Below are 13,178 nucleotides of genomic sequence, written 5' to 3'. Positions count from 1 at the left end.
GTCAGTTGCCGCGGTTGCCTGCGGCGACCCGGTCCTTCATCAGGTGGGAGGGACGGAAGGTAAGCACCCGGCGCGGGTGAATGGGCACCTCTTCGCCGGTCTTCGGGTTGCGGCCGACTCGGGCCGCCTTCTCGCGGACGGAAAACGTGCCGAAGGAGCTGATCTTCACCGTCTCGCCACGCACCAGCGCATCCGAGACATGGGAGAGGACGCTCTCGACGAGCTGGGCCGAGTCGTTGCGGCTGAGGCCCACCTCGGCATGGACCGCTTCGGCGAGGTCCATCCGCGTCAGCGTCTTGTCGGACATCTCCATCCCCCTGTTTTTACGAAACCTTAGAGGGGGGTCTTCAAGAAAGTCAACTCTTCGGGAGCCCGGGAGCGGTCCCCGGCGACTACCAGCGCAGGACGACGGAGCCCCAGGCGAGGCCGCCGCCGATGGCCTCGGTCACGACGACGTCGCCCGGCTTGATCTGTCCGCGCTCGACGCCGACGGACAGGGCGAGGGGGATCGAGGCGGCCGAGGTGTTGCCGTGGTCCTGGACGGTGACGACCACCTTGTCCATCGGAACGCCGAGCTTCTTCGCCGTGGACTGGATGATCCGGATGTTGGCCTGGTGGGGCACGACCCAGTCGATATCGTCCGGCGTGAGGCCGGCCTTGGCGAGCGCCGCATCCGCCGTCGCCGCCAGTTTCTCGACCGCGTGGCGGAAGACCTCCTTGCCCTGCATGCGCAGCACGCCGGAGGAGCCGGTGGAGACGCCGCCGTCGACGTAGAGCAGGTCGCGGAAGCGCCCGTCGGAGTGCAGATCGGTGGCGAGGATGCCGCGGTCGGCGGACGTCCCGTCGCCCTCGGCCGCCTCCAGGACCACCGCGCCCGCGCCGTCGCCGAAGAGCACGCAGGTCGAGCGGTCGGTCCAGTCCATGATCCGGCTGAAGGTCTCCGACCCGATGACGAGCACCCGCTCGGCCTGGCCGGAGAGGATCATCGCGTTGGCGTTGGAGAGCGCGTAGACGAAGCCCGCGCAGACCGCCTGGACGTCGAAGGCGAAGCCCTGGGTCATGCCGAGCGCGTCCTGCACCATGGTCGCGGCGGAGGGGAATGTGAGGTCGGCGGTGGAGGTCGCCAGGACGATTGCGTCCAGGTCGGAGCCACCGAGCCCGGCCATCGCCAGCGCGCTGCGCCCGGCCTCGGTCGCGAGAGTCGAGGTCGTCTCTCCCTCGGCGGCGAAGTGGCGGCGCTCGATGCCGGAGCGCGAGCGGATCCACTCGTCGGAGGTCTCCAGCGTCTTCTCGAATTCGGAGTTGGGTACCACGCGATCCGGCAGGTAATGCCCGACCCCTCTGATGACGGCCCGTCTCACGTTGCCTCGTCCTCGATCCGCTCGGCCTCTGATTGTCCGGGGGCGGGCGGCAGCACGCCGACGGAGGCCACGCGCGCTGCAAGCTTGTCCGAGAACCCGGATTTCGCGAGGCGATAGGCCAGTTTGAGGGCCGCTGCAACTCCCGTGGCGTCGGCGGAGCCGTGGCTCTTCACGACCGTACCGTTGAGCCCGAGGAAGACGCCGCCGTTCACCCGGCGCGGATCGATGCGCTTTCTCAGGCGATTCATCGAGGTGAGGGCCAGCAGCGCGGCGACACGGCTGAGGGGCGTCTTGCGGAACGCTTCACGCAGAAGTTCCGAGATGAGAGAGGCGGTGCCCTCTCCGGTCTTGAGCGCGACATTGCCGGTAAAACCATCGGTGACGATCACGTCGACGCGGGACGAGGGAATGTCGCCGCCCTCGACGAAGCCAACGTAGTCGAAATCGGCGACCGGCGCGGCGCGGGCGATAAGGTCATGGGCGACCTTCAGCTCGGCGCGGCCCTTGTGATCCTCGACGCCCACGTTGAGCAGGCCGATGCGCGGACGCTCGATCCCGAGGCCGTTGCGGGCGTAGGAGGCACCCATCAGCGCGTAGGTCAGCAGATCGTCCTGGTCGGCGCGGATATCGGCGCCGACGTCGAGCATCAGGTTGAACCCGGAAGGATTGCGGGAGGGCCAGAGGCAGGCGATGGCGGGGCGGTTCACGCCCTCGGCCTTGCGCAGCCGGACCATCGAGACGGCCATCAGCGCGCCGGTGTTGCCGCAGGAGACGCAGACCTGCGCCTCGCCCTCGCGGACGGAATCGATCGCCGACCACATGGAGGTGGCCTTGCCGTGGCGCATGACGTGCGACGGCTTGTCGGTCATCGCGACGACATCGGCCGCGTCACGCACGGTGACGCGCTTCTCGATCTTCTTCTTGGCGACGAGCGGCGTCAGGACCTCGGCACTGCCGTGGAGGATGACGCGGGCCCCGGGCGTCTTGCCCAGGAACTTCGCGAGCCCGGCCACCACGGTGGCGGGTCCACTGTCACCCCCCATCGCGTCGACGGAAATGACAACGCCCCCCGCATCAGACGAGGGGGCGGTGCTGCCCGTGCCGGTCCGGTTCATGTCGTGCGAACGCGGCCGATCAGGCCGCGTCGTCGTCCAGCTCGACCTCGTCGACCATCGCCACGACTTCACGGTCCGCGTAATGGCCGCAGGACGGGCAGACGTGGTGCGGGCGCTTCAGCTCGCCGCAGTTGTCGCATTCGTTCGGGTTCGAGCCCGACAGGGCGTGGTGCGACCGGCGCCAGTTGCGGCGGGCCTTGGACACCTTGTTCTGAGGGACAGCCATGTCTCAACCTCTGGGTTCTGGGCGCGTTTCCGGCACCCGGTCTTCGTTTCGCATCAGGTTCGCTGCGGGGCGTCTAACGCCACAGGCGCGCCCTGTCGAGCGGTCATTCGCAGGAGCGCGGAAAATACAGCCTTTCGTCGCGTTCGCAAGGGGAGAGTCCCTATTTTTCCTCGTCTCCGCCGCCTCCGAGCCGGTCCTTGAGGTCCTTGAGCCCGGCGAAGGGCTTGAGGTCCTCGTCGCGCAGCGGCTCGGTGCCCGGTTCGGCGAAGACGGCCTCGTCCATCTCGACCCCGTCCGCGCGGGGGTAGGGCGGCAGCGCCAGGGCCAGGGCCTCGAGCGCGACCTCGTAGAGATCGAGCGTCGCGGGCAGGGGCTCGGCGGTCTCGTCGTCGGGCATCTCGATCTCGGTCCCGCCCTCCGGTTCGGACCAGTCGGCGAGAAAGCGCCGCGAGATGCGCTCGTCGATCCGCGTCGTGACGGGATCGAGCGTGACCACGCAGGCCTGCACAACGGTGGCCCCGAGATCGGCGTCGAGCGACCAGTCCGCCTTGCCCCGCGGCGTAAGGGTCACGGCGAAGCGGAACTTGCGGATCCCCTCGATCCCGAGCTCGGCCGCGAGGGCGGCGCGACCGGCCGCATCGGGCTCCAGCACCCGCTCGGTCACGTCGCGGGCGGCGAGGTCGGCGAGACGAAGGGTCTCGCTGGGCAGGTCACTGGACACGGAGACTCCTTGTCATCTTGGTCTTTTTCGATGTAATCGGCCTAAATCGTGGGCAAGGGCGGCACAAGGGCCGCGAGGGAGACGGCATGGGGACCAAACGCGGACGCAGCGTGCTCGCCGCCATCGTTCTGGGCACGGCGCTCGCGACCGCCGCCTGTTCGCCGCTCTACCGCAATCACGGCTTCGTCCCGTCGCCCGAGGAATTGCAGGCCCTGCAGCCCGGCGTCGACACCCGAGAGACCATCACCACCACCATCGGTCAGCCGACGACATCCGGCGTGCTGGGCGAGGGCGCCTTCTACTACGTCGAGAGCCGCTTCCGCCGCGTCGGTCCGTTCGAGCCGGAGGAGATCGAGCGCCAGATCGTGGCGATGGATTTCGACCCCTCCGGCGTTCTGCGCAACATCGAGCGATACGGGCTCGAGGACGGCCGTGCCGTGGTCCTGACCCGCCGCATCACCGACGACGGTCTGCGCGACACGACCTTCCTGCGCCAGCTGCTCGGCAACATCGGCAACGTCTCGGCCGAACAGCTCTTCGGCGGGGACGAGTGAGGTTCTAGCCCTCGGGCTGAAAGTTGAGCGCGACACCGTTGATGCAGTAGCGCAGGCCGGTGGGTTGCGGCCCGTCAGGGAAGACGTGGCCCAGGTGCGCCTCGCAGCGGTTGCAGTGCACCTCGGTGCGCCGCATGAAGAGCGACCGGTCTTCCTTCTCGCCCACGATCCGGCTCTCGACCCCGTCGACGGGCTGCCAGAAAGAGGGCCAGCCGGTCCCGCTTTCGAACTTGTGCTCCTGGTCGAAGAGCGGCGCGCCGCAGCAGGTGCAGGCGAACACGCCGGGCTCCTTGGGAAAGTCGTCATGGGTGCCCGCCCGCTCGGTCCCGTGCTTGCGCGTCACCTTGTAGGCCTCGGGCGAGAGTTGCTCGCGCCACTCGGCGTCGGATTTCTCGACGTGATCGGTCGGAATATCGATGGTCTTGGCCATATCTGAACCGCTATCCTTTCTATGCCGTTGATCCCTATCTAGGAAGGATCGCGCCACGGCAAAGGAGGCCGCGATGCAAGAGGCTGTGACGAGCGGACGCCTCTCCGCCCGCTTTGCGGAAACGGAGGCCGACCTGCGCGCCGCGCAGCGCTTGCGTCACCTGTGCTTCCAGGGGGGCGAGGGTCTCGACGCCGACCGTTTCGACGCGCTGTGCCGGCATGTCCTGGTCGAGGAGGCCGGGAGCGGGCGGCTCGTCTGCACCTTTCGCCTGCTGGTCCTGAACTCCGGCGCCGAGATCGGGCGCAGCTACTCGGCGCAGTACTACCGGCTCGACCCGCTGGAGGCCTTCGACGGGCCGATGGTGGAGATGGGCCGCTTCTGCATACACCCGGAGGTGCGCGATGCCGACGTCCTGCGTGTCGCCTGGGGGGCGATGACCCGCTTCGTCGACGAGAACGGGATCGAGATGCTCTTCGGCTGCTCGTCGTTCCGCGGAACCGAGGCGGAGGCCTACCTCGACGCCTTCGGGATGCTCGCCGCCCACCACCTCGCGCCCAAGCGCTGGCTGCCGCGAGTCAAGGCGGCGGACGTCTTCCGCTTCGCCGAGCGCCTGCGCCGCGCGCCCGACCGGCGGGAGGGGTTGAGACGGATGCCGCCGCTGCTCAAGAGCTACCTCGCCATGGGAGGATGGGTCTCCGATCACGCCGTCGTGGACCGGGAGATGAACACGCTCCACGTCTTCACCGGCCTCGAGATCAGCGCGGTTCCGGAGGGTCGGGCACGGGCGTTGAGGGCGCTCGCAGGCTAGCGCAGGTCGATGACCTCGGTCTCGGTCACGATCATGTCGAGCGGCTGGTCGGTCTCTTCCAGCGGCAGGGCGTCGTCTTCCTGCGCGGAATAGGCGTAGCCAATCGCGAGGCAGGGTCCCGCGGACCGCAGGCGTTCCAACGTGCGGTCGTAGAAGCCGCCGCCGTAGCCCAGCCGGCCGCCGCGGCGGTCGAAGGCCACCAGCGGCACGATGACGACCTGCGGCACCATGGGCAGGGCCGTGACCGGGATGCAGGCGCCGAAGGGGCCGTCCATCATCTGGCAGCCCGGGGTCCACTCGTGGAACATCAGCGGCAAGCCCTGGCCCACGATCACCGGCACGCCCACGGGGCCGTGCGCCGCCGCTTCGGTCATGGCGGGCAGGACGTCGATCTCGGTGCGGATCGGCATGTAGCCCGCCAGCGGCACGCCGCGATGCTCGGCCAGGATACTGGACAGGTGAGGTCCCGGGCCGGCGCCGGCCTCGTGAGCCGTTTTCCGGCGACCGTAGGCCGATTTCCGGGCCAGCGCCTTGGCGTCGTCGAGCGGTGTCATGCCAGTCCAATGCACGCCGGGCACGATTCGTGCCGTTTCCGTCGCGACACTACGGAGTCGCATCCGGCGTTTACAACAGAACCGCGGCGCCGATGCCCAGAAATGCGAAGAAGCCGACGACGTCCGTCACCGTGGTCACGAAGGTGCCCGAGGCGAGCGCCGGGTCCACGCCCATCTTCTCCAGCGCGACCGGGATCACGGTGCCCGCGAGCCCCGCGACCACGAGGTTGATGACCATGGCGATGGCGATCACCACGCCCAGCATCGGCGAGCCGAACCAGACGATCCCCACGATCCCCATGACTATGGCGAAGGCCGCCCCGTTGATGAGGCCCACCATGGTCTCGCGTCGGATCACCCTGAGCACGTTCGACCCGGTCAGGTCCTTGGTCGCGATGGCCCGCACCGCGACGGTCAGCGACTGGGTGCCCGCGTTGCCGCCCATGGAGGCGACGATCGGCATGAGCACGGCGAGCGCCACGTAGCCCGCGATCGCCTCCTCGAAGATGGCGATGACGAGCGAGGCGAGGATTGCCGTCACGAGGTTCACCGCCAGCCAGGGCAGGCGCCGCCGGACGGTGGCGGAAACCTTGTCCGACACCGTGTTCTCGCCCACGCCGGCGAGCAGCAGAAGGTCCTCCTCGTTCTCCTCCGACAGTACGATCATCGCGTCATCGATGGTCACGACCCCCACGAGCCGCCCGTCCTCGTCCACGACAGGCGCCGAGATCAGGTGGTACTGGTTGAAGGCATAGGCCACCTCGCCCTCGTCCTGTGTGGCGGGGATGGTGACGAAGATGTCCTCCTTGATGTCCCAGAGCTTCACGCTGCGCTTCGAGGACATGATCCGGCCCAGCGTGACGTTGCCCACGGGCTTCATCCGCGGGTCCACGAGGATGACGTGGTAGAACTGCTCGGGCAGGTTCTCCGGATGGGCGCGCAGGAAGTCGATCATCTCGCCCACCGACCAGTGCTGGGGCGCGCGCACCGTCTCCACCTGCATCAGGCGGCCGGCGGATTCCTCGGGGTAGGAGAGGGCGGTTTCGACCGCGACCCGGTCGAGCGGCTCGAGGTAGTCGAGCACCGCCTCCTGCTGCTTGTCGTCGAGGTACTCGACGAGGTCGACGACGTCGTCCGATTCCAGCTCGCGGACCGCCAGCGTCAGCTGCTCGGGCGAGAGGTAGCCCAGGATCTCTTCCCGGGTGTTGTCCTCGATCTCGCTGAGGATCTCGCCGTCGAGCCCGCCGTGCCAGAGCTCGATCAGCTCGCGGCGCTCCCAGGGCTCGATCTGCTCCAGGAGGTCGGCGATGTCGGCGGCGTGCAACGGCTCCATCAGCCGGTCGATGGTCTCCGCATCGCCGGCTTCGAGTGCCGCCCGCAGCTCGGCAAAGAGCTCTGGCTTCAGGGCATAGGCGTCGCTGCCCTCGTCCGGTTCGTGGATTTCCTCGGCTTCCATGGGATCCCTTCCTGACCGGCCCAAACCATAGGCCGGGGCGCCGCGGCCACAAGCCGCCCCGACCGGGATTTTTGCGCCGTTTACCTCGACTTCGGCCCCGCCTAACTTGGCCGTCATGACCGGCGATCTCCTTCTCGGCCAGACCCTATCGTTCCACGGCGACCCCTTCGCCGAGGGCTGGGAGTCCGTGGCCCGTCACATCCGCCGCGGGGCGGTCCTGATCTCCGACGGACGGATCGAGGCGGTGGGCGAGGCCGACGACCTTCGCGCCGCGAATCCCGAGGCGCGGGTGCACGACTACGGCGAGCGGCTCATCACCGCGGGCTTCGTCGACGCGCACATGCACTACCCCCAGACCGGCATCGTCGCCTCCTGGGGGAAGCGCCTGATCGACTGGCTCGAGGGATACACCTTTCCCGAGGAGATCCGGCTCGAGAATCCGGCCTATGCCGCCGAGGTCGCCGACCTCACACTCGACCTCGCGCTGGCCCACGGCACCACGACGGTCGCGAGCTTCTGCACTATCCACCTGCATTCCGCCGACATCTTCTTCGAGGCCGCCTCGGCCCGGGGGATGCGCGTGGTCGCGGGCAAGACCTGCATGGACCGCAACGCCCCCGAGTCCCTGCGCGACACGGCGCAATCGGCCTACGACGACAGCGCCGCCCTCATTGCCAAGTGGCACGGACGGGGCAGGGCGACCTATGCGATCACGCCGCGCTTCTCGCCCACCTCGACGCCCGAACAGTTGGAGGCGCTGGGCGCTCTCTGGGCCGAGCACCCCGACTGCCTGATGCAGACGCACCTTTCCGAGCAGACCGACGAGGTGGCCTGGGTCTCCACCCTCTACCCCGAGGCGCGCGACTACCTCGACACCTACGAGGCGCACGGCCTGCTGGGCGAACGCGGCCTCTACGGCCACGCCATCCACCTGACGGAGCGCGAGCGCGCCCGGCTGGCCGAGACCGGCGCGGCGGTGGTGCACTGCCCGACCTCCAACACCTTCATCGGCTCCGGGCTCTTCGACATGGAGGGGCTGACCCGGCAGGGCATCAACGTGGGGCTCGCCACCGACACCGGCGGCGGCTCTTCCTTCTCGATGCTCCGGACAATGGCCGCCGCCTACGAGATCGGCCAGCTTCGCGGCCGCCCCCTACACCCCGCCGAACTGCTCTGGCTCGCGACCGAGGGCTCGGCCCGCAGCCTGCACCTGCAGGGTACCGTCGGCCACCTCGGCCCGGGCGCCGAGGCCGATATCGTGGTGCTCGACCTCGCCTCGACCCCCGCCATCGCCCAGCGGTCCGGCCGGGCCGAGGACATCTGGGAGCAGGTGTTTCCGACACTGATGATGGGCGACGACCGCGCGGTCGCCGCGACCTGGGTCGGCGGCCTCGAGGTGCAGGGCGCCCCGGACCCCTGACCGGACCAAGAGACCGAAGACACCAAACCGAGGACATCTTTCATGAACGGCCTGATCGCAGCGCTCCTCTCCGCCGCCATCGTCGGCAGCGCCTTCCTGCCCTGGCTCGACATTCCGCTCCTGTTCGAGGCGACGCTCTGGGAGGCGGTGCGCGACAATGCCGGCGACATCATCGACGGGCTCGGCACGGACACCGGCTGGGGCGTCTGGGTCTTCATCGCCTCCTTCCCCGTGGCCGTTCTCTCGGCTCTCGCGAACCTCGGCGGGCTGAACCGCATCATGGCGACCCTCGCGGGAGCACTGCCGCTCGCCGCCATCGGCTGGTTCGTCTCCTCGGTGCGCGAACGGATGACCGAACTTCTCGGACAGGTCCCCGGCGGCAGCGGAGAGGTGATGGATTTCATCGGCCTGGGCTTCTGGCTCTACGCCGCCACGGCGCTGGCCCTGCTGCTGGTCGGGCTGTTCGCCGGGCGGTCGCGGGGGTGACGCTGGTCATCCCCGGACCCTCGCGCTACCACCGGCGCGACCACTGACCGAAGGAGCCGCCGATGCCTGCCCCCGCCCCCCTGCGCTTTACCGAGACCGACATGGACGAGGCCGCCTCGTGGGAGGGACGGATCGCCGTGGTGGTGGAGCCCGAGGGCAAGCTCGACCCGGCCGCGCGCGGCATCAACAGCCGGGCGAAGAAGGCCATCGCCCGCGCCGTCGCCAGCCCCGCCTGGGACAAGCTCGACGAGGGGTCCGCGCTGGAGATCGGCTGGCCGGGCGGTATCGCGGCGCGCGGCATACTGGTGCTGAAGCTGTCGAAGAAGCCCGACACCGCCACCGCCCGCGCGGCAGGCGGCACGCTCGCCAAGATGACGGGCAGCGATCCGCTCCTGCTCATGGCCGGCGCCCACCGCGCGGCGAGCGATCTCGCCTTCGGCCTCGTGCTCAAGGGCTACCGCTTCGACGCCCACCGCACCGGTGACAAGGACGAGGTCGCGCCGGTCACCGTCATGGCGACCCGGCCCGAGGACCTCGCCCGCAGCGCCTCCGAGGCCGCCGCCCTGGCCGAGGGCATCTTCTTCACACGCGATCTCGTGAACGAGCCCTCCAACGTGCTCACGACCGAGGATTTCGCGGCCCGCCTCGCCGCCATGCAGGAGCTGGGGCTCGAGGTGACGATCCTCGAGGAAGAGGACCTGGAGAAACTCGGCATGGGCGCGCTGCTCGCCGTGGGGCAGGGCTCCTCGAGCCCCACCAAGGTGGTCGTGATGGAGTGGAAGGGCGGCGGGGACGAACCGCCCTTCGCCCTCGTCGGCAAGGGCGTGGTCTTCGACACCGGGGGCATCTCGCTCAAGCCCGCCGCGGGCATGGAGGCGATGACCATGGACATGGGCGGCGCGGGGACCGTGGCCGGGACCATGCGCGCGCTGGCACTCCGCAAGGCGAAGGCCAACGTGGTCGGCCTCGTCGGCCTCGTCGAGAACATGCCCTCGGGCACCGCCTACCGCCCCGGTGACGTGATCCGCTCGATGAAGGGCGACACCATCGAGGTCATCAACACCGACGCCGAGGGCCGCCTGCTGCTGGCCGACGTCCTCTGGTACGCGCAGGAGACCTTCTCGCCCTCCGGCGTCGTCGATCTCGCCACGCTCACAGGCGCCATGCTGGTGGCACTCGGCCACGAGCGCGCGGGCGTCTTCTCCAACGACGAGGCGCTGGCCGGGGCCTTTCTCAAGGCCGCCGAGACCGAGGGCGAGGGCGCCTGGCGGATGCCGCTCGGCAAGGCCTACGACAAGCTCCTCAAGAGCCGCGTGGCCGACATGAAGAACACCGGCGGGCGCTGGGCGGGCTCGATCACCGCCGCGCAGTTCCTGCAGCGCTTCGTCAAGGACGAGACCCCCTGGATCCACCTCGACATCGCCGGTGTCGCCTCGCTCGACAGCGAGACGCCGCTTTCGGCGGCGGGTGCGACCGGCTGGGGCGTGCTGGCGCTAAACCGGCTGATCGCCGACCGCTACGAAGGGGCGTGATGGGGGCGGCCTACTTTTATCACCTCACCCGCGACCCGCTGGACCGGACGCTCCCGGTCCTGCTGGACAAGGCGCTGGCCGCGGGCTGGCGCTGCGAGGTGCGCGGCCAGAGCCGCGAGGAGATGGAGAGGCTCGACGCCCGCCTCTGGCTCTGGCCCGAGGAGGGCTTCCTGCCCCACGGCCTCTCCGGCGGCCCCCACGACGCCCGCCAGCCGGTCCTGCTGACCATGGGCGAGGGGGCGAAGAACGACCCGACCTGCGTCATGGCCGTCGAGGGGGCCGAGGTCTCGGCCGAGGAGGTCCAGGGGTTGGAGCGCGTCTGCATCCTCTTCGACGGCGGCGACGAGGGCGCCGTCCAGGTCGCCCGAGGCCAATGGGCCCGCCTCACCGCCGCCGGCTGCTCGGCCCAGTACTGGAGCCAGGAAAGCGGCCGTTGGGAGAAGAAGGCGGAGCGCTAGGGGGGATTACTAGATGTTTGCAGCACGACGTTCGACTTGTCTGTGCCCAAGTGTCGGTTGTGTGGGACCTTTCTGCCGTTCGCTGCGGTTGTTCAATTCACGCTGCATCTGCATAGGCGTCCGACGTAAAGGGCGGACAGCCGTCATTCGCTGCGAGTGCGAAGCGCGGTCGGTTGAGCCTCGGAAGAAGACGTCGTAGGCGCTGTTCTCCTCGGGGGGCCGGTCGCGCTTGCCGCCAGGAGATTCAGCGATGGCGCCCGTAAGGAGGTGAGGAACCAGTTCCTCGCCTCGAGCGCCGAATACATACAAGAAGAGGAAAGCTACTACATTCCCGGCGAGTTCGTTGAGATCAGGGGAACGGTCGCGACATGATGACCGGTTCCAAGGCTCGGCCCCGACGAAGGGTTCATCCCCGGCGCTGACGAAACTGGTCGCGATAGGCGGACGGCGTGATGCCGCTGTGGCGCTTGAAGACGCGGCGAAAGAAGGCGACATCCTCGTATCCCACGGAAATCCCGACCTGCTCGATCGAGGGCGCGCCGTCCTCAAGCATTTTCCGCGCGGCGGCGACGCGCAGCATCTGCTGGTAGACACCCGGCATATGGCCCGTGGCCTCGTTGAACCGCCGCACGAGGTTGCGTCGGCTCATACCTGCGAGGTCCGCAAGTTCGTCTACGGGGACGTCCCGTCCGTAATGTCTGCTGAGGTGATGCTCCGCCCCACGAACCGCTTCGTCGTCGTGCGGCCGCGCCAACGGTAGCAGAGCATAGCCGGACTGGCTCGGTCGCGGCATGTCGAGCAGCAGCGCCTTAGAGCACTCGATCGCCAGGTCGCGACCGCAAAGACGCTCGACGAGATGCAGGCTCAGGTCGCTGGCGGCGTTGACGCCGCCGCTGCAATAAAGGCCCGCATCCTCGGTGATGAGCAGGTCCGGCTGCCAGTCGACAGCGGGGTAGCGCCGCCGGAAGCCATCGGCCACGCCCCAATGTGTCGTGGCCCTGCGACCATCGAGCAGTCGGGCCTCGGCCAGGAACGCGACGCCGGAACAGACCCCGGCGATCCGCGTACCGTTTCGATAACGTTCCGCCAGCCAGGGCGGGATTGCCGCATGGCGCGCCATCCAGTCGTCCGGCAGTGGGCCCGAGGCCGAGACCATGACCAGGTCGACCGATCCGAGCTCCGCGATGGCGCAGTCGGGCGTGATGTTCAGGCCATACGCGCTTCGCACCGGTGCGCCGTCAATGGATGCAGTCATGACACGGAAGCGCGGCTCGGGGTCAGTGCCGCACATCTCGTTCCACATCGTGCCCGCGGCCGAGAAGACCTCGATCGGGCCGACGGCCGTGGATGCATAGCCTTCGTTGACAAGAACGACCGCGACGTCCCGCATGTCGGTTTCCTCTGTCATGACCGCATGGTGCCATTTCGGCGCGCAGGTTTCACCCTCGCCAGGCGCATTCTGCGCGATGCCCCCTGCTTTCTGTCCGTATCGCCCGGTGCCATTTCGACCGATCCGGGTTCACTCTTCGGTCATGAACGCGAACCAAAGGAGGAAAAGATGGATCTCTACATCATCCGCCGTCATGGCATCTGGTCCAACGAAGACGAACTCGCGGCGACCAACGAGAAATCGCTTCGGGTCGGCGAGGACATGAAGGATCGGCTGCGCTGGATTCGCAGCTACGCGGTTACCGAGGAGGACGGCCGCATCGGGTCGGTCTGCATCTATGAGGCCAGCGACCGCGAGGCCATCCGTGAACATGGGCGGCGCATCGGCGCCCCCAGCGAGGACATTCGCTTGGCCCGGGGCACCGCCGTCAAGAGGGACGATCCCGAGCCGGTCATGGCGGTGTAGTAACAATTCCCCCGCATGTTCCTGCGGGGGAATTCAGAACTGGTTCTCCCGGGACAGCGGCGCGGCAAGCATGATGCGACAAAACCTCGGGCACGCGGCTTGCACTTTCGATTGACCACTCTTGTCGCATTCGCAACGGACACAGACCTCACCTTCTGCAACCGCCGCGAAAGGCCGCATCAGCGAACCTGCGCTGCGGCAA

Annotated in this window: 16 protein-coding genes; 7 read left to right on the top strand and 9 right to left on the bottom strand. The window is 68.4% G+C overall.

From position 1 onward, the window contains the following. Position 1 precedes the first annotated feature (1 nt). From ihfA to F3S47_RS17390, 5 genes are all read right to left on the bottom strand, one after another. Positions 2 to 307 carry an integration host factor subunit alpha gene (gene ihfA, locus F3S47_RS17410; RefSeq protein ID WP_150446588.1) on the bottom strand — a complete coding sequence of 102 codons (306 nt, stop codon included), beginning with the start codon at positions 305 to 307 and terminating at the stop codon, positions 2 to 4. A gap of 85 nt (positions 308 to 392) precedes the next feature. Further along, positions 393 to 1,361: a beta-ketoacyl-ACP synthase III gene (locus tag F3S47_RS17405; RefSeq protein ID WP_150446587.1), complete on the bottom strand. Its 969-nt coding sequence runs from the start codon at positions 1,359 to 1,361 to the stop codon at positions 393 to 395. Then, the gene (gene plsX, locus F3S47_RS17400; RefSeq protein WP_150446586.1) at positions 1,358 to 2,476 is read right to left on the bottom strand and encodes a phosphate acyltransferase PlsX; all 1,119 of its coding nucleotides are present in this window, start codon (positions 2,474 to 2,476) and stop codon (positions 1,358 to 1,360) included. The genes F3S47_RS17405 and plsX overlap by 4 nt, the downstream gene beginning before the upstream one ends. Positions 2,477 to 2,495: 19 nt before the next feature. Then, on the bottom strand, positions 2,496 to 2,702 hold the full coding sequence (gene rpmF / locus F3S47_RS17395; RefSeq protein ID WP_150446585.1) for a 50S ribosomal protein L32: 207 nt from the start codon (positions 2,700 to 2,702) through the stop codon (positions 2,496 to 2,498). 160 nt (positions 2,703 to 2,862) lie between these two features. After that, complete coding sequence (locus F3S47_RS17390; RefSeq protein ID WP_223877868.1) at positions 2,863 to 3,423, bottom strand: YceD family protein; 561 nt, start codon at positions 3,421 to 3,423, stop codon at positions 2,863 to 2,865. 86 nt (positions 3,424 to 3,509) lie between these two features. Here F3S47_RS17390 and F3S47_RS17385 point away from each other — a divergent pair, with 86 nt between their 5' ends. Continuing rightward, positions 3,510 to 3,977, top strand: coding sequence for an outer membrane protein assembly factor BamE (locus F3S47_RS17385; protein WP_150446584.1), 468 nt, complete (start codon positions 3,510 to 3,512; stop codon positions 3,975 to 3,977). Positions 3,978 to 3,981: 4 nt separating this feature from the next. Here F3S47_RS17385 and msrB read toward each other — a convergent pair whose 3' ends face one another. Continuing rightward, positions 3,982 to 4,407 carry a peptide-methionine (R)-S-oxide reductase MsrB gene (gene msrB, locus F3S47_RS17380; RefSeq protein ID WP_150446583.1) on the bottom strand — a complete coding sequence of 142 codons (426 nt, stop codon included), beginning with the start codon at positions 4,405 to 4,407 and terminating at the stop codon, positions 3,982 to 3,984. Positions 4,408 to 4,480: 73 nt separating this feature from the next. Between msrB and F3S47_RS17375 the strand changes: the two genes are divergently transcribed. Continuing rightward, positions 4,481 to 5,215: a GNAT family N-acetyltransferase gene (locus tag F3S47_RS17375; RefSeq protein WP_150446582.1), complete on the top strand. Its 735-nt coding sequence runs from the start codon at positions 4,481 to 4,483 to the stop codon at positions 5,213 to 5,215. Here F3S47_RS17375 and F3S47_RS17370 read toward each other — a convergent pair. Together F3S47_RS17370 and mgtE are read right to left on the bottom strand one after the other, a co-directional pair. After that, on the bottom strand, positions 5,212 to 5,769 hold the full coding sequence (locus tag F3S47_RS17370) for a 5-formyltetrahydrofolate cyclo-ligase (RefSeq protein ID WP_150446581.1): 558 nt from the start codon (positions 5,767 to 5,769) through the stop codon (positions 5,212 to 5,214). The two genes, F3S47_RS17375 and F3S47_RS17370, sit on opposite strands and share 4 nt — an antisense overlap. A gap of 70 nt (positions 5,770 to 5,839) precedes the next feature. Next, positions 5,840 to 7,225 carry a magnesium transporter gene (mgtE, locus tag F3S47_RS17365; RefSeq protein ID WP_150446580.1) on the bottom strand — a complete coding sequence of 462 codons (1,386 nt, stop codon included), beginning with the start codon at positions 7,223 to 7,225 and terminating at the stop codon, positions 5,840 to 5,842. Positions 7,226 to 7,340: 115 nt separating this feature from the next. Between mgtE and guaD the strand changes: the two genes are divergently transcribed. The 4 genes from guaD (at position 7,341) to F3S47_RS17345 (ending at position 11,121) form a co-directional block, all read left to right on the top strand. Further along, on the top strand, positions 7,341 to 8,645 hold the full coding sequence (gene guaD, locus F3S47_RS17360) for a guanine deaminase (protein WP_150446579.1): 1,305 nt from the start codon (positions 7,341 to 7,343) through the stop codon (positions 8,643 to 8,645). Between the two features lie 42 nt (positions 8,646 to 8,687). Continuing rightward, complete coding sequence (locus tag F3S47_RS17355) at positions 8,688 to 9,131, top strand: hypothetical protein (protein ID WP_150446578.1); 444 nt, start codon at positions 8,688 to 8,690, stop codon at positions 9,129 to 9,131. Between the two features lie 62 nt (positions 9,132 to 9,193). After that, entirely contained in the window at positions 9,194 to 10,663 is a 1,470-nt protein-coding gene (locus F3S47_RS17350; protein WP_150446577.1) for a leucyl aminopeptidase, read from the top strand. Continuing rightward, positions 10,663 to 11,121, top strand: coding sequence for a DNA polymerase III subunit chi (locus tag F3S47_RS17345; RefSeq protein WP_150446576.1), 459 nt, complete (start codon positions 10,663 to 10,665; stop codon positions 11,119 to 11,121). Before F3S47_RS17350 ends, F3S47_RS17345 begins: the two co-directional genes overlap by 1 nt. Positions 11,122 to 11,527: 406 nt before the next feature. On the opposite strand, the gene F3S47_RS17340 is transcribed toward F3S47_RS17345, so the two are convergent. Beyond that, complete coding sequence (locus tag F3S47_RS17340) at positions 11,528 to 12,511, bottom strand: GlxA family transcriptional regulator (protein WP_191090233.1); 984 nt, start codon at positions 12,509 to 12,511, stop codon at positions 11,528 to 11,530. A gap of 168 nt (positions 12,512 to 12,679) precedes the next feature. Between F3S47_RS17340 and F3S47_RS17335 the strand changes: the two genes are divergently transcribed. Beyond that, a complete protein-coding gene (locus F3S47_RS17335; RefSeq protein ID WP_150446574.1) occupies positions 12,680 to 12,976 on the top strand; it encodes a nickel-binding protein in 297 nt (98 codons plus the stop codon). Positions 12,977 to 13,178 lie beyond the last annotated feature (202 nt).

This window comes from Histidinibacterium aquaticum, assembly GCF_008710275.1.
GTDB lineage: Bacteria > Pseudomonadota > Alphaproteobacteria > Rhodobacterales > Rhodobacteraceae > Oceanicola > Oceanicola aquaticus.
Note: the sequence above shows the minus strand (reverse complement) of the source record. Positions and strands in the feature narration are given on the sequence as shown.